Origin of the sequence: Acinetobacter sp. YH01011 (genome assembly GCF_013420785.1) — a bacterium.
In the GTDB taxonomy this organism is placed as follows: Bacteria; Pseudomonadota; Gammaproteobacteria; order Pseudomonadales; family Moraxellaceae; genus Acinetobacter; species Acinetobacter towneri.
In genome coordinates, this window is sequence record NZ_VOYG01000007.1 from 47,127 (window position 1) to 67,063 (window position 19,937).

At 40.3% G+C, this 19,937-nt stretch carries 17 protein-coding genes; 14 read left to right on the forward strand and 3 right to left on the reverse strand.

Annotated elements, in window-relative coordinates; all coding sequences use genetic code 11:
* Positions 1–97: 97 nt before the first annotated feature.
* Positions 98–1,543, forward strand: coding sequence for a replicative DNA helicase (gene dnaB, locus FTT78_RS06215; RefSeq protein WP_004973149.1), 1,446 nt, complete (start codon positions 98–100; stop codon positions 1,541–1,543).
* Between the two features lie 20 nt (positions 1,544–1,563).
* Here dnaB and FTT78_RS06220 read toward each other — a convergent pair whose 3' ends face one another.
* A complete protein-coding gene (locus tag FTT78_RS06220; protein ID WP_179996264.1) occupies positions 1,564–2,130 on the reverse strand; it encodes a hypothetical protein in 567 nt (188 codons plus the stop codon).
* Between the two features lie 466 nt (positions 2,131–2,596).
* Here FTT78_RS06220 and alr point away from each other — a divergent pair, with 466 nt between their 5' ends.
* The 5 genes from alr (at position 2,597) to FTT78_RS06245 (ending at position 8,503) form a co-directional block, all read left to right on the forward strand.
* Positions 2,597–3,673, forward strand: a complete 1,077-nt coding sequence (gene alr, locus FTT78_RS06225; RefSeq protein WP_179989546.1) for an alanine racemase — start codon at positions 2,597–2,599, stop codon at positions 3,671–3,673.
* Between the two features lie 530 nt (positions 3,674–4,203).
* Entirely contained in the window at positions 4,204–4,950 is a 747-nt protein-coding gene (locus FTT78_RS06230) for a beta-ketoacyl-ACP reductase (protein WP_180043847.1), read from the forward strand.
* 50 nt (positions 4,951–5,000) lie between these two features.
* Complete coding sequence (locus FTT78_RS06235) at positions 5,001–5,345, forward strand: phasin family protein (protein WP_019384921.1); 345 nt, start codon at positions 5,001–5,003, stop codon at positions 5,343–5,345.
* Positions 5,346–5,469: 124 nt separating this feature from the next.
* Positions 5,470–7,242 carry a class I poly(R)-hydroxyalkanoic acid synthase gene (locus FTT78_RS06240; protein ID WP_180043845.1) on the forward strand — a complete coding sequence of 591 codons (1,773 nt, stop codon included), beginning with the start codon at positions 5,470–5,472 and terminating at the stop codon, positions 7,240–7,242.
* An 82-nt stretch (positions 7,243–7,324) separates the two neighbouring features.
* A complete protein-coding gene (locus FTT78_RS06245; RefSeq protein WP_180043843.1) occupies positions 7,325–8,503 on the forward strand; it encodes an acetyl-CoA C-acetyltransferase in 1,179 nt (392 codons plus the stop codon).
* 167 nt (positions 8,504–8,670) lie between these two features.
* Here FTT78_RS06245 and FTT78_RS06250 read toward each other — a convergent pair whose 3' ends face one another.
* Positions 8,671–9,270 (reverse strand): hypothetical protein, encoded by a 600-nt coding sequence (locus FTT78_RS06250; RefSeq protein WP_004973138.1) that lies wholly within the window; start codon positions 9,268–9,270, stop codon positions 8,671–8,673.
* Positions 9,271–9,668: 398 nt separating this feature from the next.
* Here FTT78_RS06250 and FTT78_RS13405 point away from each other — a divergent pair, with 398 nt between their 5' ends.
* On the forward strand, positions 9,669–10,667 hold the full coding sequence (locus FTT78_RS13405; protein WP_004973137.1) for a YafY family protein: 999 nt from the start codon (positions 9,669–9,671) through the stop codon (positions 10,665–10,667).
* Between the two features lie 347 nt (positions 10,668–11,014).
* Here the strand turns inward: FTT78_RS13405 and mnmG are convergent, their stop codons facing one another.
* The gene (mnmG, locus tag FTT78_RS06260) at positions 11,015–12,895 is read right to left on the reverse strand and encodes a tRNA uridine-5-carboxymethylaminomethyl(34) synthesis enzyme MnmG (protein WP_096900911.1); all 1,881 of its coding nucleotides are present in this window, start codon (positions 12,893–12,895) and stop codon (positions 11,015–11,017) included.
* Positions 12,896–13,137: 242 nt separating this feature from the next.
* Between mnmG and FTT78_RS06265 the strand changes: the two genes are divergently transcribed.
* From FTT78_RS06265 to purH, 7 genes are all read left to right on the forward strand, one after another.
* Positions 13,138–13,494: a hypothetical protein gene (locus FTT78_RS06265; protein ID WP_004973135.1), complete on the forward strand. Its 357-nt coding sequence runs from the start codon at positions 13,138–13,140 to the stop codon at positions 13,492–13,494.
* A gap of 184 nt (positions 13,495–13,678) precedes the next feature.
* Positions 13,679–14,590, forward strand: coding sequence for a bile acid:sodium symporter family protein (locus FTT78_RS06270; RefSeq protein ID WP_004973134.1), 912 nt, complete (start codon positions 13,679–13,681; stop codon positions 14,588–14,590).
* 83 nt (positions 14,591–14,673) lie between these two features.
* The gene (locus tag FTT78_RS06275; protein ID WP_180043841.1) at positions 14,674–15,555 is read left to right on the forward strand and encodes a bile acid:sodium symporter family protein; all 882 of its coding nucleotides are present in this window, start codon (positions 14,674–14,676) and stop codon (positions 15,553–15,555) included.
* A gap of 254 nt (positions 15,556–15,809) precedes the next feature.
* Entirely contained in the window at positions 15,810–16,712 is a 903-nt protein-coding gene (prmA, locus tag FTT78_RS06280) for a 50S ribosomal protein L11 methyltransferase (protein ID WP_004973131.1), read from the forward strand.
* A 16-nt stretch (positions 16,713–16,728) separates the two neighbouring features.
* Positions 16,729–17,583: a DUF3426 domain-containing protein gene (locus FTT78_RS06285; protein WP_004973129.1), complete on the forward strand. Its 855-nt coding sequence runs from the start codon at positions 16,729–16,731 to the stop codon at positions 17,581–17,583.
* 389 nt (positions 17,584–17,972) lie between these two features.
* Positions 17,973–18,242 carry a DNA-binding transcriptional regulator Fis gene (gene fis, locus FTT78_RS06290; protein ID WP_001086304.1) on the forward strand — a complete coding sequence of 90 codons (270 nt, stop codon included), beginning with the start codon at positions 17,973–17,975 and terminating at the stop codon, positions 18,240–18,242.
* A gap of 92 nt (positions 18,243–18,334) precedes the next feature.
* Positions 18,335–19,909, forward strand: coding sequence for a bifunctional phosphoribosylaminoimidazolecarboxamide formyltransferase/IMP cyclohydrolase (gene purH, locus FTT78_RS06295; protein ID WP_004973127.1), 1,575 nt, complete (start codon positions 18,335–18,337; stop codon positions 19,907–19,909).
* The last annotated feature ends 28 nt before the right edge of the window (positions 19,910–19,937 follow it).

Here is a 19,937-nt window from a genome sequence, read left to right on the forward strand (position 1 = left end):
AGAGGGCGTATCATCGGGAAGTGGAAAGAATATGAGTTTCAAGTTCTATCCCCCGTGCATTATTCAGCATTTACTGTTTTAAAAATCAGGGATTTATATGTCACAGGCGACTGCTAGCGCAAAGCAACATACTGCAAAGTCTGATCTAAAACCAAATGAGAACAGCCCGCTTAAAGAGTTTCGTACCCCACCGCATAACTTAGCCATCGAACAAGCTGTTTTGGCTGCGTTGATGACTGTAGCCGAATCTTTTGAACAAGTGGGTGATGTATTACAAGAATCTGATTTTTACGCGACACGCCACAAATATATTTTCCGCGCTATTGATTCTTTATCTAAAGAAAACTCACCTTATGATGCTGTTTTGGTGAATGACTGGCTGATTAAACAAAATTTACTCGAAGCTGCGGGCGGTGAAGAATATTTAATGCAGCTCATGGCAGACTCACCTTCTAGTTTTTATAACCTAGAAACCTATGCCACGAAAATTAAAGAATTCTCAACCCTCAGAAACATGATTAAAGTCAGTTCTGAAATTTTACAAAATGCCTATGACACCAAAGGGCGTAGTGTAAGTGAGATTTTAGATTTGGCTGAAACTAATATTTTCCAAATTGCCGAACAACACAATAACAATGCCAAAGCGCAAGGCCCAAAAGCCATTTCGAGTGTGGTTGCCGATGTATTCGACAAACTTGATGAACTTTCTAAAATGGAAGGTAACATCACAGGCTTAACCACAGGCTTTGTGGAGTTAGATAATAAAACTTCGGGCATGCAAGCAGGTGACTTGATTATTGTCGCTGCGCGTCCATCTATGGGTAAAACCACCTTTGCCATGAACTTGGTCGAAAGTGTTTTGTTTAACAATGATTTGCCTGCCCTTGTATACTCTATGGAAATGCCTGCAGACTCAATCGCAATGCGTTTAATTTCTGCATACGGCAAAGTGCATCAAGGGAATTTACGTTCAGGTAAACTCAGTGGCGATGAATGGTCAAAAGTCACAGGCACGATTTTACAACTGCAAGAAAAGCATTTGTATATTGATGACTCATCTGCCCTGCCGCCTACGGAAGTACGTGCACGTGCGCGACGCATTGCCAAACAACATGGCGGTAAAATTGGCTGTATCATGGTCGATTATTTGCAGTTAATGAAAGTCCCAGGCATGGGCGATAACCGTGTCGGCGAAATCTCAGAAATTTCACGTAGCTTAAAAGCCTTGGCCAAAGAGATGAACTGCCCTGTGATTGCTTTGTCACAGCTCAACCGCTCATTAGAGAACCGACCTAATAAACGCCCTGTGATGTCTGACTTGCGTGAATCTGGTGCAATTGAGCAAGATGCGGACTTAATCATGTTTATTTACCGCGACGAAGTTTACAATAAAGAATCTAAAGAAGCAGGCACTGCCGAAATTATTATTGGTAAACAGCGTAACGGCCCTATTGGTACGGTACGTCTTGCTTTTGAAGGACAATATACCCGTTTTAGTAATTTATCTCCTGAGTATTATGCTCAGTATGATGATGAAGAGTAATGCTTGCATTGCTCTTTTTATTAAAACCATGATTTAATCTGACTTATTAACTTTGCCCACCATAGTTTCCAGCTTGAGAGTAAATTCCAATCTTGGCTATTTTCTTCCATTTCAAATGATGGAAATGCTTTATTTAGTTGCTCGCATGTCGGATACTTTTGTTGCAGTTGCGCCAAATAATGTGTCTGATCATAGTCTATAAAACCATCTAAAATCCCAACCTCTGCTCTATCGCCTGTAGAACAATTTGATGTCTGCTTATTCCAAGCTAAAAATGGGGCAATCGGTTTAGATAAAACAAACTGGTCATTCTTACAGTTTAATGCTGCAAATGAAATTACTCGATATTGCTGGGGTTTAGCACCATCTGGTGCATAAGCTAAACCAATAATTAATTGGTTTTTAGCTGTACTTTTACCTGAAAATCCACTGTACCATTGGGTGGGCTTTTTATATTTAACTTCATCTAGTATTGAGCGAAAAATAAATTGACCTGAACTAAGTTGAAAGATGAAGTCTGAACTCCCCTGTACTGCCAGTGAACCTTGGTAACGGGCAATAAATACGTCATTGGGTGAATGTGGCATACAAGCCATAACTGACTGACAAAAAAATAAAGTACTCCATCCCAGATAACAAAATATTTTCATTATTTATTCAACATATCCAAGTTTAAAATGCATTGTTTAATCTCTCTTTGAGTTCATTTAAATTACGAACCCACTCTCCACAATCATCTGAATCTTGCCATAACTCGTACAGTTTAGAATTTCCTGAGTGAGAGCATCTAACACCATAATAGCTTTTAGAACGTATAGTTTTATATGAAAAATAAAGTCTGAAACTTTTACAAATTATTTGCAATCAATAACCTAATAGATTTTTCGATCTTAAATTAATTTATGATCAAAAACTTAAATGTTCATGTCTATTTGAGGTTGATAGGTCTACAATAGTGAATATTTTTAAATAGAACTATTTTTAGTATTTATTTATCACTCCACAGTGTATCTAACACAAATTACCAATTGTCATTCCCAAGGAGTATTTAGGGTGCGCCAAGCAACAGTTTATATTGACAGTCAGGCACTGCAATATAATTTAAACCGTGTCAAACAACTTGCCCCAACAGCAAAAATTGTTAGCATGGTCAAGGCCAATGCTTACGGACATGGTGTAAAAGACTGCTTAGCAGCTTTAAAAGACAGCGATGCCTTTGGTGTCGCTTGCGTTGAAGAAGCCTTAGAAATTCGTGAATTGGGATATACGCAGCCCATCACCCTGATTGAAGGTGTTTTTTCTGCCGATGAAATGCAAAGTGTGTTGGCACACAAATTGGAATGTGTAGTGCATCATCAAGCACAGCTCGATTGGCTACTACAACATAAAGCTGATTATATCGCACAAGGCTTAAAAGTCTGGGTCAAACTCAACAGCGGCATGAATCGTTTAGGTTTTAAAATTCCTGAAATTATTGATGTGATTCACATGCTCAAAGCCGAAGGTTTTACCTGTGTGTTGACCATGCATTTTGCCAATGCCGATGGTGATCATGCTTTAAATGATCAACAAGTCGCGCAATTTTTGCATGTCAAAGACAATTGCAGCCCTATTCTTGCTTCTTGCTGTAACTCTGCTGCAATCTATCGTTATCCCGAATTGCATTTTGATTATGTACGCCCAGGCATTATGCTTTACGGTGCAACGCCTTTTGCCGCACATAATGTGCATACACTCGACTTAAAGCCTGTGATGACTTTAAGCGCAGAAGTGATCGCACTAAATGAAATTGATGCAGGCGAACACGTCGGCTACGGTTCAACCTTTACTGCAGAACAAGCCATGCAAATTGCGATTGTTTCAATTGGCTATGGCGATGGTTATCCACGTACATTTGTGCAGCCAAATTTTGTTGCGATTGGTACAAAATTAACGCCTGTACTTGGTCGTGTGTCTATGGATATGATTGCCATTGATGTCACAGGTTTAGACGTTGAATTAGGCACACAAGTTGAACTATGGGGCAAACACCGTTTGGTGGATGATGTTGCCACAGCCAATGGTACGATTGGTTATGAACTCCTCTGTCGTTTAAGCCCTCGCCCACAGCGCAAGGCAACCAGCATTTAACTTTCTTTTTTCGATCTGTTGCATGTAGCAGTTTTGCTGCATGCAATCGTCTAAGCCATTCTCTTTTTCTTTCTTATATTTTTCTTTTCGCTTTTTATTTTCTTAAATTCACTGTATTTCCATTCATATTGATAAAAATTTGTGGTCACCCACATTTGCATTTAGCGCTTTACAGTCATCCAAATATTTAGCTGAAAATCACACTCAAAATCTCAAGAAAAAACAATATGCTCGCGCACTGTCTTTAAACTGCCACATCGCTTCAAATTCATGGATTAATCACATTTCACCAGTTCTCAGAAGTTTGTGCTGCGCGCTACGATGAATCAATGACTTCACGACTATTTAAGCCATTTATAAAAGCATCCACATGATAAGAAAATAATCTATTACCAATATTTGTTTACTTTTGACTTCAAAGCATCATCAAACTGCAGCCTCTTTGAAATATAAAACGCTTAATTTCTAAACAAGAATAAAGAGGAAAAACTCCTTAATTTTTATAACCTTATTCTGCTTAGGAAAAGAATATGTCTGAACAAAAAGTAGCTTTAGTGACGGGTGCATTAGGTGGTATTGGCAGTGAGATTTGCCGTCAACTGGTTACAGCAGGCTATAAAATTATTGCAACGGTTGTACCAAGAGAAGAAGATCGCGAAAAGCAATGGCTTAAAGACGAAGGCTTTACAGAAAGTGATGTGCGCTTTGTTTTAACCAACTTAAATGAGCATGAAGCGGCTACAGCAGCCATTCAAGAAGCAATTGATGCTGAAGGTCGTGTAGATGTGTTGGTCAACAATGCTGGTATTACCCGCGATGCAACTTTCAAAAAAATGAGCTATACGCAGTGGTCTGAAGTGATTGAAACCAACTTAAAAACACTTTTTACCGTGACTCAGCCTGTATTTAACAAAATGTTAGAACAAAAGTCTGGTCGCATTGTGAACATTAGTTCGGTGAACGGTTTAAAAGGTCAATTTGGTCAAGCCAACTACTCTGCAACTAAGGCAGGCATCATCGGCTTTAGCAAAGCTTTGGCGCAAGAAGGCGCACGTTCAAATATCTGCGTGAACGTCGTTGCACCAGGTTATACCGCAACCCCGATGGTCACAGCCATGCGCGAAGAAGTAATTAAAAGCATTGAAGCACAAATTCCTCTACAACGTCTTGCTGCGCCAGCTGAAATTGCCGCTGCTGTTATGTACTTGGTCAGCGAGCACGGTGCGTACGTGACAGGCGAAACCTTATCGATTAATGGCGGTTTATACATGCACTAAACCGTGCAGCCCCTATTTTCATTTACAAGTTTATTTACTGGAGTTACACCATGCTATACGGCGACTTATTTTCAAATATGAATGCACAATACAAAAACGTATTTGAACCGTACACAAAATTCAACAGCTTAGTGGCTAAAAACTTTGCTGACTTAACCAACCTACAATTAGAAGCAGCACGCAACTATGCCAACATTGGTCTAGCGCAAATGTTTGCCAATAGTGAAGTTAAAGACATGCAAAGCATGGTGAATTGCACCACCAAGCAATTAGAAACCATGAACAAACTTAGTCAGCAAATGATTGAAGATGGCAAAAAGTTGGCAACACTAACGACTGAATTCAAATCGGAATTTGAAAAGTTAGTTAGCGAATCTATGCCTAACAATAAATAACACTGCTCTGAAAACCATGCGTTATCAGGACGAATGTTACGGGGAAGTGTGAAAATTTCCCCGTTTTAGTTTCAGCCCTGCACTCAATTTGATTGCTAAAAGCCATGTGCTATGGAGCGATGAAATGAACCCGAACTCATTTCAATTCAAAGAAAACATACTACAATTTTTTTCTGTACACGATGACATCTGGAAAAAATTACAAGAATTTTATTATGGGCAAAGCCCAATTAATGAGGCTTTGGCGCAGCTCAACAAAGAAGATATGTCTTTGTTCTTTGAAGCACTATCTAAAAACCCAGCTCGCATGATGGAAATGCAATGGAGCTGGTGGCAAGGTCAAATGCAAATCTACCAAAATGTGTTGATGCGTAGCGTGGCCAAAGATGTAGCACCATTTATTCAACCTGAAAGTGGTGATCGTCGTTTTAACAGCCCATTATGGCAAGAACACCCAAATTTTGACTTGTTGTCGCAGTCGTATTTACTGTTTAGCCAGTTAGTGCAAAACATGGTAGATGTGGTCGAAGGCATTCCAGACAAAGTTCGCTATCGTATTCACTTTTTTACCCGCCAAATGATCAATGCGTTATCTCCAAGTAACTTTCTGTGGACTAACCCAGAAGTCATTCAACAAACCGTCGCTGAACAAGGTGAAAACCTAGTCCGTGGCATGCAGGTTTTCCATGATGATGTCATGAACAGCGGCAAGTATTTATCTATTCGCATGGTGAATAGCGACTCTTTCAGCTTGGGCAAAGATTTAGCTTACACGCCTGGTGCAGTCGTTTTTGAAAATGACATTTTCCAATTATTGCAATATGAAGCAACTACTGAAAATGTATATCAAACCCCTATTCTAGTCGTACCACCGTTTATCAATAAATATTATGTGCTAGATTTACGCGAACAAAACTCGTTGGTGAACTGGCTACGTCAGCAAGGTCATACAGTCTTTTTAATGTCTTGGTGTAACCCAAATGCCGAACAAAAAGAACTGACTTTTGCCGATCTCATTACACAAGGTGCAGTAGAAGCTTTGCGTGTGATTGAAGAAATTACCGGCGAAAAAGAGGCCAACTGCATTGGCTACTGTATTGGCGGTACGTTACTTGCCGCAACTCAAGCCTATTACGTGGCAAAACGTCTGAAAAATCACGTAAAGTCTGCGACCTATATGGCCACCATTATCGACTTTGAAAACCCAGGGAGCTTAGGTGTATTTATTAATGAGCCTGTGGTAAGTGGTTTGGAAAACCTGAACAATCAATTGGGTTATTTCGATGGTCGTCAGTTGGCAGTTACCTTCAGTTTACTGCGTGAAAATACGCTGTACTGGAATTACTACATCGAAAACTACTTAAAAGGCAAAGAACCTTCTGATTTTGATATTTTATATTGGAACAGCGATGGTACGAATATCCCTGCCAAAATTCATAATTTCTTATTGCGTAATTTGTATTTGAACAATGAATTGATTTCACCAAATGCCGTTAAGGTTAATGGTGTTGGCTTGAATCTATCTCGTGTAAAAACACCAAGCTTCTTTATTGCAACGCAGGAAGACCATATCGCACTTTGGGATACTTGTTTCCGTGGCGCAGATTATTTAGGTGGTGAATCTACACTGGTACTTGGTGAATCTGGACACGTGGCAGGCATTGTGAATCCGCCAAGTCGTAATAAATACGGTTGCTATACCAATACTGCCAAGTTTGAAAATACCAAGCAATGGCTTGATGGTGCAGAGTATCATCCTGAATCTTGGTGGCTACGCTGGCAGGCTTGGGTCACACCGTATGCAGGCGAACAAGTCCCTGCCCGCGCCTTAGGTAATGCGCAATATCCAATGATAGAAGCAGCACCAGGTCGCTATGTTTTGGTAAATTTATTTTAATCAGTCATATAACAACAGCAATGCACATGCTATATATCATGTGCATCCACAGAAACGTAAACATAAAATTTAAGGATATAAAATGAAAGATGTTGTCATTGTTGCTGCAAAACGTACTGCAATTGGTAGCTTTTTAGGTAGTCTCGCTTCTTTATCTGCACCACAATTGGGGCAAACAGCAATTCGTGCAGTCTTAGACAGTGCTAAAGTACAGCCTGAACAAGTCGATCAGGTGATTATGGGTAACGTACTCACTACAGGTGTAGGACAAAACCCTGCACGTCAGGCAGCAATTGCTGCTGGCATTCCAGTACAAGTGCCTGCATCTACCCTGAATGTCGTCTGTGGTTCAGGTTTACGTTCCGTACATTTGGCTGCACAAGCGATTCAGTGTGATGAAGCAGAAATTGTAGTTGCTGGTGGTCAAGAATCAATGTCACAAAGCGCACACTATATGCAGTTGCGTAACGGTCAAAAAATGGGGAATGCCCAGTTGATCGACAGTATGGTGGCTGATGGTTTAACCGATGCCTATAACCAATATCACATGGGTATTACTGCAGAAAATATTGTAGAAAAGCTTGGTTTAAACCGTGAAGAACAAGACCAATTGGCACTGACTTCACAACAACGCGCGGCTGCAGCACAAGCGGCTGGTAAATTTAAAGATGAAATTGCAGCTGTAAGCATTCCACAGCGTAAAGGCGACCCAATTGTATTTGCTGAAGATGAATACATCAAAGCCAAAACCACCCTTGAAAGCTTGAATAAATTGCGCCCTGCGTTCAAAAAAGATGGCAGCGTAACCGCAGGTAATGCTTCTGGTATCAACGATGGTGCAGCAGCAGTGTTGATGATGAGTGCAGACAAAGCTGCAGCCTTAGGTCTACAACCTTTAGCACGTATTAAAGCCTATGCAATGTCGGGTATTGAGCCTGAAATTATGGGTCTTGGCCCTGTTGAAGCGGTAAAGAAAACCCTGAATAAAGCAGGCTGGAGCTTAGATCAGGTCGATTTAATTGAAGCCAACGAAGCCTTTGCCGCACAAGCACTAGGTGTTGCCAAAGAATTAGGCTTAGACCTAGATAAAGTAAACGTGAATGGTGGCGCAATTGCCCTCGGTCACCCGATTGGTGCTTCAGGTTGCCGTATCCTCGTGACGTTACTACACGAAATGCAACGCCGTGATGCGAAAAAAGGCATCGCAACGCTTTGCGTAGGCGGTGGTATGGGTGTTGCACTTGCGGTTGAACGCGACTAAGTAACCGAGCCGAAAGTACTGCACGAGTCAAAGCTATTGAATTTGATAGCTGTTCAAAGCCAGTAATAAGTTAAGACATAATGGGAGCTTCGGCTTCCACTATTTTTTTAACTACACAGAGCTTAAAATAATATTGTTGTCGATTAATTTGACATGACAAGTTCTGCTTAATCCACCGAAAGTAAGTGCTGAATATGATCACTAAAGTGATAAAAATGCATGGTATCGGGTTGCTGTTTCAGCTGTTGCCATGCGTCTACAAACGACGTCCAACCTAAATCTTTTAGGCATTGCACAATCATTTCCAATTGCGACAAAGTCTTTTCAGTCGATTGTTTTAACCGAATTTGTCGGTCTAATTGTTCAATTTTTTGCCCCAATTGGAAAAATAAATATATCTGCTGTGGTTCTGCATCTAATAGTGCTTCGCAGTCTTGTACCACATCACAAATATAACTCGCGTTATCGCACGCATTTTGAATACATTGCTGTAATTCAACATAAGTAGCTTTAGAAAACACCTGTGCCAAGTTTTGAATTTTTGTCCGTGTTTGCTCAAACTGCATCGCAAATGAAGCAGGCTGTTCTTCGTTTAAAATCAATTCATTTAAAGAAGCTGCATCAAATGCAGGCAAACAAAAGGCATGTGCATAAGTCAAAGCAGCATCATTTTGTTTAAATGGAAATTGCTGACATACATATTGAATACGGGTTAAATATCGGGCTAACCAAAAAATTTCTCGCGCATCGCTGCTAGATAAATTCACGGTTGTTTCATCCTCCTAACTCTAAGGTCTGTTGATAATTCATCGCGATAAAGCACCTCAATCGCCTTGCCCAATTAACCTACAGCACTCATCCACTCAGACCGCTTTTATTTACATAAACCTGTATCTACCATACAAAACAATGACAGGTTTTCACTTAAACACAACTATTCAATCTTGCTTTTCTAATTGATCCAAGTATGGCTTGAGGTCATAGTTTCTGATTCACTTCTATTATTTGATTAACTTTGCCCGTCCAAATTTTGTGATATTTACTGCAAAATCTGCGGTTATATTTTGCCCTTTTTCAGTAAAAAACTTGCTAATCATTCCGAGTTTTCTTATTGTGTGGAAGAACAAGTTTTCATCCGTATGAATTGACCTAGTAAATATTGAATATGTCTATACAAGAAAAAGAAACATCGAATAGTTTATATCGCCAATGGCAAATTTTATCGCGCCTTTCTACAGGTAAATGGATGGGCACACGTGAATTACACGATGTCCTGCAACGTGAAGGTATCGACATTAGTTTGCGTACGATTCAACGTGACTTAAATCAAATTTCTCAGCGCTTTCCAATTGAAAGTAATGGTACCGTACCACAAGGTTGGCGCTGGCGTTCAGATGCACCGATTCAAAGTTTACCGCACATGACCAGCTCTCAAGCGGTAACGTTTATGATGGTCGAGGAACATTTAAAACATCTGCTGCCGCCAAGTTTGATTGAAGAAATGAACCCATGGTTTGATTTGGCACGACGCAGTCTATCGACCCAAAACAATGTCCGCCAATGGATTAATCGTGTGCGAATTGTGCCTGCAACACAACCTTTAATTCCACCAGTCGTAGACCGCAATGCACAACAGGCGATATATGAAGGCTTGCTCCAAGACAAACAACTAGAATGTATTTATCAATCACGCAGCAATTCAGGCGAAGAAAAAACTTATGTGCTGAATCCTTTGGCTTTGGTGCAAAAAGGTGCGGTGATTTATTTAATCTGTACTCGATTTGACAAAACCGACATTCAAACCTTTGCCCTGCATCGTTTTAAAGCAGCCAAAGTTTTAGATTCACGCGCCTTGCATCCTGTTAATTTTGATATTGATGCCTATATTGAATCTGGCGAATTAGGTTTTAGAGTCGATTTCAGTAAAGCTACTGAAAATATTCAGCTCAAACTTACCATGCAAAAAGCTGATGCCATATACTTCGATGAAAGCCAATTAAGCAAAGATCAAACTATGGAAACACTGGAAAATGGTAATGTGTTGGTGACTGCCACTGTGCCGTTTACCTCACAATTGGTTTGGTGGTTGCGTAGTTTTGGTAAAAAGCTAATTCAGATTGAACCTGTAGAAGTTGCCAATGCGGTGCATCAAACTCAGGAATAAAAAAGCCCCAAATATATTGGGGCGATAGCATTATCGTTCTCTTTTAAATCAAATTATTGTGATTGCTGATTGAAGTTAAAATTAAAATTGACTCGGCATCGTTCAGCGTGGGCATGCCAGTTCAGCTGTACTATAACGAATGCTTTTTAAAGTCATATTTTGCTCCTATCTATGTTGATAAGTGTCACTTTAAATGCTCCTGATCTAGCTGTGAAATCATAAGATATGCAGTCGAAATCAGATTTATTCTTATACGCAACTTCTTCTTTGCTTAGCATCTGATTTACTTTGGCGCATAAAAAAGCCCGCAATTTAAATTGTGGGCTTCTTCATCAATCCATCAAACCTTAAGCAGATTTACGTGACTGTGCATTTTTACGAATGGTGATCATCACCAATTGAACTGCGGCAGGTGTCACACCTGGAATACGACTGGCTTGTGCCAAAGTTTCAGGCAAAACATGCTTCAATTTTAGCGTGATTTCACGCGATAAACCTGACACTGCATCATAATCAAAATCGGCAGGGATTTTGGTTTCTTCCAAGCGTTTTAATTGTGCGACATCTTCATGCTGACGGTTGATATAACCTGCATATTTCACTGCAATTTCAATTTGATCGCCCACTTGTGCAGAAACGTCTGAACCCGTTAATTCTGCGATTTGCGCAAAACTGATATTTGGACGTTTTAACAGATCAATCGCAGAACATTCTTTGGATAAATCTGCACCTGTCATTTCAACAAATTTTTTACCCATTGGATTGTTTGGTGCAGCCCACAAATGTTGTAAACGCCCTGTTTCACGTTCTACTGCTTCCATTTTTTCACAGTAAGCTGCCCAACGAGTGTCATCCACCAAACCAAGCTCACGACCAATTGGCGTCAAACGCTGATCGGCATTATCTTCACGCAACATCAAACGGTATTCCGCACGTGAGGTAAACATGCGGTACGGTTCTTTGGTACCTAGCGTGATCAAATCATCAACCAATACACCAATATAAGCTTCGTCACGTTTTGGTGTCCATTGTTCCTGATCCCAAGCGCGACGTGCCGCATTCAAACCAGCTAACACACCTTGCGCACCCGCTTCTTCATAGCCAGTCGTACCATTAATTTGACCTGCAAAATACAAGTTATTAATGGCTTTGGTTTCCAAAGTGAATTTTAAGGCTTGTGGATTGAAGTAATCATATTCAATCGCATAACCTGGACGCAAAATATGCGCATTTTCCATACCACGAATTGAACGAACTAACTCGAACTGCACATCAAACGGTAAAGAGGTTGAAATCCCGTTTGGATACAATTCATGTGTATCTAAACCTTCAGGCTCCAAAAATACCTGATGCGAGTCTTTATCAGAAAAACGGTGAATTTTATCTTCAATCGATGGGCAGTAACGTGGGCCAACACCTTCAATCACACCTGTATACATCGGTGAACGATCTAAACCACCACGAATAATTTCGTGAGTACGTTCATTGGTATGGGTGATATAGCAGTTCACTTGTTCAGGGTGCATCGACACATCACCCATGAATGACATGGTTGGTGATGGGAAATCACCTGGCTGCGGAATCATGACCGAAAAATCGACTGAGCGTGCATCAATACGTGGTGGCGTACCTGTTTTTAAACGCCCAACAGGCAAATTTAATTCACGTAAACGTGCCGCCAAAGCAATTGATGGAGGATCGCCTGCACGACCACCGCTCGATTTTTCTAAACCGATGTGAATCACACCACCCAAGAATGTACCTGTGGTCAATACCACGGTTTTCGCATCAAAACGAATCCCCATTTGAGTGACTACACCTTTTACAGTATCGCCTTCTACAATCAGGTCATCGGCTGCTTGTTGGAAAATATCTAAATTGGCTTGGTTTTCTAAAGTGGCGCGAATCGCAGCTTTAAAGCGAACTCGGTCTGCCTGCGCACGTGTTGCACGAACAGCAGCACCTTTACGCGAGTTTAAAATACGGAATTGAATCCCGCTTTTATCGGCAGCCAATGCCATTGCGCCGCCTAAGGCATCAATCTCACGTACCAAATGTGACTTACCAATCCCGCCAATTGCAGGGTTACAGCTCATCTGCCCTAAAGTCTCAATGTTATGAGTTAAGAGTAAGGTTTGACGACCCATACGTGCTGCTGCAAGCGCCGCTTCGGTGCCTGCGTGACCGCCACCAATAACAATGACATCGTAAACTTTAGGATAGTGCATAATGGTCAATGAGAGATAAAAAATAAAGACGGAATATTATAGCAAAACTTGTGGCATAAGTTGACAGATTCAGTCGATTTTATTGGCTTAACCGCGCTACAAAATTAATATTTTGTAATCCAAATTTGCATTTTTACTGTACATAAAAACATTTAGACCTAAAAATTAACCAGATCACCGTTGTTTTAATTTGTCTATTTTTTATCCTAATAGCACAGATATGAGAAACAAAGGGAAACATCATGAATAAGAAAATTTTGCTGTCCTCTATGCTTTGTGGCTTATTTTTCAGTCCATTTGCAGTGCAGGCAAATGATAAAGTAGAAACCGTCTATAACGCGCAAAAATTCCAGCAAGTCTGTAAAGGTAAAACTCAGGGCGCACCTGTAAGCTTTGCTTATCGTGGGATTATCTGGAATGGTACCTGTGAACCACAATTCTTTAGTTCATCTAAAGCAGTGCAATTACAAGGCAATGAGCCTGAATTATACCGTTCTTGTATGGCAGATGCGCAAAGCACCGTCATTACAGTCAATGGTACTGAGTTAAAAGGCAAATGTGCCTTAGGCTTTACGCCACCACGCCCTGCTGCAATGTGATCAATCACTTAATCTATATTTTCATGAACAGATCGGGTATTCATTCAAACTGAAAGCATGAAAATAACACCAAAGCAGTCATTTATAAGAAGTGACTGCTTTGTTTATTGCACAAGCTCAAAAAACAATTACACTGCAAAGAGAGGGAAAATTATACCCATAAGAAAAAAATAAAGGATGTGCTATGGATTCAGGCTTTTTTACCTTTTTTCTACCACTGACCTTAGCTGTGATGATGATGGGCTTAGGCTTACAACTCACGCCTAAAGACTTTATTCGGGTCAATCAATTTCCTAAAGTCATTTTTTTAACGCTTTTTTCACAATTGGTCATTTTGCCTGTTTTAGCATTTTCAATTTGTTTATTTTTAGAATTGCCACCGCTCTTGGCAATTGGCTTAATGCTGCTTGCTGCCTCACCAGGGGGGCCTACTGCTAACTTATTTAGCTATGTTTATAAAGGTGACGTTGCCCTAAATATTACCCTAACCGCAATGAACTCTGTGATGGCGACCTTTACCCTGCCTTTTATTGTTAATTTGTCTTTTCTGTATTTTATGACCGATCAACAACAAATTGGCATGCCAATTGAAAAAATGGCACAGGTTTTTTTACTGATTATTGTGCCTGTTTGTGTAGGAATGGCGGTGCGTAATGCAATGCCACAAATTGCATTACAGTTGGGCAAACCTATGCGTTTGATGTCCATTTATTTCATTTTCGCTTTATTCTTTTATGCGCTTTTCCGCGAACGCGCCAATGTCTTTGACTATTTCAGTGCGATTGGTATCGCCACAGCGCTTTTTTGCTTTTTAAGTTTACTTATTGGTTATCTTGTGCCGTATTTGGCGGGTGTGCCTGATCAACAAGCACGCTCTTGTTGTTTTGAAATTGGCATTCATAACACTGCTGTTTCTTTAACCGTTGCGCTATCGGTTTTGCAAAGCACTGAAATTGCCATTCCTTCTGCGATTTACACCATTTTTATGTATATGTTCAGCTTTATTTTAGGGAGTATGTTAGCTAGACAATCGGCCAAACTTGCCCATCAACACAAACAGGAGCAGAGTTTAAACCACAATAAAAATACAATTTAAAACGTGAGCAAAATTAACTACATATTAAACAAACAGTTAAATATCAAATAAATTATTGTAGATGTAAAAACAAAGGAGTGTTTATGGATTCAGGATTAATCACAATATTTTTGCCGCTGGCTTTGGCCGTGGTCATGGCTGGACTTGGCTTAGAACTCACTCCTAACGACTTTAAACGGGTGAGCAAACACCCCAAAGCAGTGTTTATTGCTTTATTTTGTCAATTGGTCGTCCTGACAGCAATTGCATTCTTTATTTGTAAACTGCTGAATTTACCACCACTGCTTGCAGTCGGACTCATGCTACTAGCAGCATCTCCAGGTGGGCCAACAGCCAACTTATTTAGCTACTTATATAAAGGTGATATTGCCCTAAACATCACCCTCACTGCCGTGAATTCCGTGATTGCAGCATTTACCTTGCCCCTGATTGTCAACTTTGCCATTCAACATTTTACGCAGGATGGGCAACAAGTCGGCTTACAGTTTGCCAAAGTATTACAGGTGTTTTTAATTATTATTATCCCTGTCACTTTGGGGATGTTGGTACGCCATTTTAGCCCGCAAACGGCAGACCGTTTAAACAAACCTGTGCGTATTTTTGCTGTGGTTTTTCTGATAGTGATTATTATTGGCGCAATTGCCAAAGAGCGAAACAACATCATGCTTTATTTGGCAGATGTAGGACTTGCCACTGCCCTGTTCTGTGCCTGCAGTTTATTGATTGGTTATTTTGTCCCGCGTTTCTTTGGCGTAAATAGCCAACAAGCCCGAGCCTGCGCCTTTGAAATTGGCATTCACAACAGTACCCTTGCAATGACTATCGCCCTAACCGTTATGTCAAGCTCAACCATTGCCATGCCTGCTGCGGTTTATTCTATTTTCATGTATATTTTTGCCGCAATTTTAGGCACATTACTAAATAAATTTGTGCCGACACCTGCATCGGAGCAATCTGCATCCTAAACAAGTCTCTCAATCATCCCCAATCCAGCAATTTGACTGTTTTGGGGATGATTGAGCGATGATGGTTCAAACAAATTCTTAACTTATATTTTTTAGAGTTATATTTTTGTCACATTATTCGACTATAAGCATAAAGCGAATTTGAAACTTCCAATCGTATAGAGTTTTCCCTTTCGCAATCCGAATAAAAAATAACAGCGTCTGCACCAGTTCAGTTACAATAGCGCTTTCGCATTAAATTTTAGGTTATCTCCGTGAAGTGGTTACAAATACATATTACTGTTGATCAAGCGCAAGTCGATTTTACTGAAACCCTGCTCAGTTCATTGGGTGCAGTCAGCGTAACCTTAGATGATGCGGAAAATCAGGACTTACTTGAGCCACTGCCAGGTGAAACACCACTTTGGAACAAAGTCATTGTGACAGGTATTTATGCACAAGACGAAGGTGAAGAAATTGATGTTGCAGCCTTAGAAACCTTTATTCGTGCGCAAATGCCAGATGCCCCTTTACGCAGTGAATTTTTGGAAGATCAGGTTTGGGAACGCTCATGGATGGATTACTACGAGCCAATCCAGATTGCAGAGAAATTCTGGATTGTACCTGAATGGTTAGAACCACCTGAGGCAGATGCAGTCAATATTAAACTTGACCCAGGTTTGGCTTTTGGTACAGGTAACCATGCCAGTACGTTCCTGTGCCTGCAATGGTTAGGTAAAACCAATGTAAAAGATAAAGTCGTGATCGACTACGGTTGTGGTTCAGGTATTTTAGGAGTAGCGGCTTTGTTGCTCGGTGCAAAAAAAGTCTATGCGACTGATATTGACCCGCAAGCAGTTTTAGCGACCAAACAAAATGCAGAACTCAACGGTGTACTTAAAAACTTATATGTGGGACTTCCAGAAGAGTTCAATGAAACCATCGGTAATGAAAAAGCAGACATTTTAGTTGCCAATATTTTGGCAGGCCCATTGATGATGCTTGCGCCAGAGTTTGCAACTTTAATTAAATCTGAGGGCGAGTTCGCACTTGCAGGTGTAATTGAAGAGCAAGTTGCTGAAGTTTCTAGTGTTTATTCTGAATTTTTTGATATAGTACAAGTCGAAAAACGTGAAGAAAACTGGTGTCGAATTTCTGGGAAACGCCATCCCCACTAACTGTAATTTTTGAGTTATGAGTGACAAGCAAACCAAGTGCCCTGAATGCCAAACTGTTTATAAAGTATCCGTTGCGCAGCTGACCGTTGCGCAAGGGATGGTTTGTTGTCCTAAATGCGACAATACCTTTAATGCTCTTTCGCATTTGGTATTTGCCTTTCCTCAAAATAAAAACTCAGTCACATCACAATTACATCACATTCAAAACCGCAGTTTTATGCAGGCAACTGCTGAACTTGCGCAACCGCAACATATTTTAGATATTTTTCAGCGTAAAGTTGAACATTCCAATATTGATCTGAAAACCTATCTGAATAACCTCAATTATTTCAGTACTGAACCGATTGGCAACATTCCTGCCATGAAGTTGTCTGCGCCTGATCTTGAAAGTGAAAAAAAGCATGGCAATGGTTACTACTTACTTTGGGGAATTATTAATCTTTTATTGATTGGCTTGTTGATCTTCCAAATTTTGTGGTTTAACCCAAAGTTTTTAAACAGCAGCCCTGCACTGAATTCTGTGTTTACCCAAGTCTGTCAATTTTTTAACTGTAGCAGTTTAGAAGAACGCTATAGCTTAATTTCAGCAAATCGCGTGAAGGTTAAACGTGTAGATCGTATGAATACACAATTTACGGGTGAGCTGATCAATTACTATGATAAAAGCTTGGCTTTGCCTAATATCAAAGTCACTTTAAAAGAAAAACAACAAACATTATCGACTTACATCTATTCCCCACAGGAGTATTTGGTCGAAAGTCTTTCGAGCATTCAACGTATTCCTAAAAACAGTCCATTTAAGTTTGACATTTTAGTTCCAATATCACGAAACGACTTCGATGCCTATACTTTAGAAATTATCAAGCCTTAATTCACAAAAAAATAGTGAAAAAATAGCGAAAAAAATTAAAAAAATTGCAGTTTTCTTGCTCACTTTTTCTCATACAATGGTATCATACGCGCCACGAAAGCTTTGTGCTGCAAACTCCTCGCAAGATTCACAACAAATATAGATCTGTCTAATGCGCTTTATTTTTATATATCGCGTACAGAGTAGATTTTTTGTTTTGATTTTGGTCTGTAACAATTATTAATGTATTGTTACGCTTAAATTTCGACCAATGCCTAGAGTTGTGGCAAGCTAAATGTTCCAGTTTTAGAACTTCCCGTTTTAGGATCTAAAACGGAGTTCATTTAATTTATAGACCACATTGATATATCACTTTATCCCAGTGATATCTGATTTTCGGATTAATTCGCATGAATAGCAAATCTCCTATTTTTACTGCACAATCTGATGTTGCTTTACGTATTCACGTAGATCGCGCAGTTCGCCATTATTTTGCACAACTACAAGGTGAACAACCTTCACAAGTGTATGACATGGTGTTAGCAGAAATGGAGAAACCTCTTTTATCTGTTGTTCTTGAATACACTCGCGGTAACCAAACACGCGCTGCTGAAATTCTTGGACTAAACCGTGGTACTTTACGTAAAAAGTTAAAAGCTCACGGTTTAATGAGTGAATAAGTGATAAAATGCTTGCGACCTCCGCAGGCATTTTTTTTACCTGCATTTTGCTAGTTTGTTTTAATCTGTAATTGAAAACTGTGACGAAGATCATGACTATTAAACGCGCTTTAATCTCTGTTTCTGACAAAACAGGTATTGTTGAATTTGCACAAGACCTTGCTGCTCTTGGGGTAGAAATTTTATCTACTGGCGGTACTTATAAGTTGCTTAAAGACAACAATATTGCTGTCGTAGAAGTATCAGAGCATACTGGTTTCCCTGAAATGATGGATGGTCGTGTAAAAACGTTACACCCAAAAATTCATGGCGGTATCTTGGCTCGTCGTGGTCTAGACGAAGCAGTCATGGCAGAACACAATATTGATGCCATCGACTTGGTTGTTGTTAACCTTTATCCATTTGCTGCGACTGTTGCAAAACCAAATTGTTCACTTGCAGATGCGATTGAGAACATCGACATTGGTGGCCCTACTATGGTTCGCGCTGCAGCGAAAAACCATGCTTCTGTAGGTATTGTAGTAAATGCTTCTGACTATGCGACTGTTATTGCAGAAATGAAAAGCAACGGTGCATTGTCTTACGAAACTCGTTTTGATTTGGCAGTGAAAGCATTTGAACACACTGCACAATATGACGGCATGATCGCCTCTTACTTAGGTGCACGTGTAGGTAAAGAAGAAGGTACTGCTGACCAATTTGCACGTACATTCAATACACAATTGAACAAAGCGCAAGATTTACGTTACGGCGAAAACCCGCATCAATCTGCAGCGTTCTATGTAGACCCTGCTGCAACTGAAGCTTCTGTTTCTACAGCGAAACAGCTTCAAGGTAAAGAATTATCTTATAACAACATTGCAGATACTGATGCCGCACTTGAATGTGTGAAATCATTTGCAAAACCTGCTTGTGTGATCGTAAAACACGCGAACCCATGTGGTGTTGCTGTATCTTTAGACGGTATTCAAGCGGCTTATGACCTTGCTTATGCAACTGACCCTGAATCTGCATTTGGTGGCATCATTGCGTTTAACCGTGAGTTAGACGTTGCCACTGCACAAGCGATTGTAGACCGTCAATTCGTTGAAGTAATCATTGCGCCTAGCATTGCAGATGGCGTACTTGAAGTGACTGGCGCGAAGAAAAACGTACGTGTACTGGTATGTGGCGAACTTCCTGCGATTGATGCACGCGCTCCACAAATGGATTACAAACGTGTCAACGGCGGTTTATTGGTTCAAGATCAAGACTTGGGCATGATCACTAAAGATGACTTAAAAGTTGTGACCAAACGTGCACCAACTGAACAAGAAATTGACGACATGATCTTTGCTTGGAAAGTTGCGAAATACGTAAAATCGAACGCAATTGTTTATGCAAAAAACCGTCAGACCATTGGTGTTGGTGCAGGTCAAATGAGCCGTGTAAACTCTGCTCGTATTGCTGCCATTAAAGCAGAACATGCAGGTTTAGTGGTTGAAGGTGCAGTAATGGCATCTGACGCATTCTTCCCATTCCGTGATGGTATTGATAACGCAGCTAAAGCTGGTATCAAATGCATTATTCAACCGGGTGGTTCTATGCGTGATGAAGAAACGATTGCAGCAGCAGATGAAGCTGGTATTGCAATGGTCTTCACTGGCATGCGTCATTTCCGTCACTAATTAAACTCATTAATTAGAAGTCGTATTT

What these genes read in the sequence shown, in the direction of transcription:
- FTT78_RS06270 (WP_004973134.1), top strand. Translation starts at nt 13,679, where the DNA reads ATGGATTCAGGCTTTTTTACCTTTTTTCTACCACTGACCTTAGCTGTG.
- dnaB (WP_004973149.1), top strand. Translation starts at nt 98, where the DNA reads ATGTCACAGGCGACTGCTAGCGCAAAGCAACATACTGCAAAGTCTGAT.
- FTT78_RS13405 (WP_004973137.1), top strand. Translation starts at nt 9,669, where the DNA reads ATGTCTATACAAGAAAAAGAAACATCGAATAGTTTATATCGCCAATGG.
- fis (WP_001086304.1), top strand. Translation starts at nt 17,973, where the DNA reads ATGAATAGCAAATCTCCTATTTTTACTGCACAATCTGATGTTGCTTTA.
- mnmG (WP_096900911.1), bottom strand. Translation starts at nt 12,895, where the DNA reads ATGCACTATCCTAAAGTTTACGATGTCATTGTTATTGGTGGCGGTCAC.
- FTT78_RS06245 (WP_180043843.1), top strand. Translation starts at nt 7,325, where the DNA reads ATGAAAGATGTTGTCATTGTTGCTGCAAAACGTACTGCAATTGGTAGC.
- FTT78_RS06240 (WP_180043845.1), top strand. Translation starts at nt 5,470, where the DNA reads ATGAACCCGAACTCATTTCAATTCAAAGAAAACATACTACAATTTTTT.
- FTT78_RS06285 (WP_004973129.1), top strand. Translation starts at nt 16,729, where the DNA reads ATGAGTGACAAGCAAACCAAGTGCCCTGAATGCCAAACTGTTTATAAA.
- FTT78_RS06230 (WP_180043847.1), top strand. Translation starts at nt 4,204, where the DNA reads ATGTCTGAACAAAAAGTAGCTTTAGTGACGGGTGCATTAGGTGGTATT.
- FTT78_RS06220 (WP_179996264.1), bottom strand. Translation starts at nt 2,130, where the DNA reads ATGCCACATTCACCCAATGACGTATTTATTGCCCGTTACCAAGGTTCA.
- purH (WP_004973127.1), top strand. Translation starts at nt 18,335, where the DNA reads ATGACTATTAAACGCGCTTTAATCTCTGTTTCTGACAAAACAGGTATT.
- FTT78_RS06275 (WP_180043841.1), top strand. Translation starts at nt 14,674, where the DNA reads ATGGATTCAGGATTAATCACAATATTTTTGCCGCTGGCTTTGGCCGTG.
- FTT78_RS06235 (WP_019384921.1), top strand. Translation starts at nt 5,001, where the DNA reads ATGCTATACGGCGACTTATTTTCAAATATGAATGCACAATACAAAAAC.
- FTT78_RS06265 (WP_004973135.1), top strand. Translation starts at nt 13,138, where the DNA reads ATGAATAAGAAAATTTTGCTGTCCTCTATGCTTTGTGGCTTATTTTTC.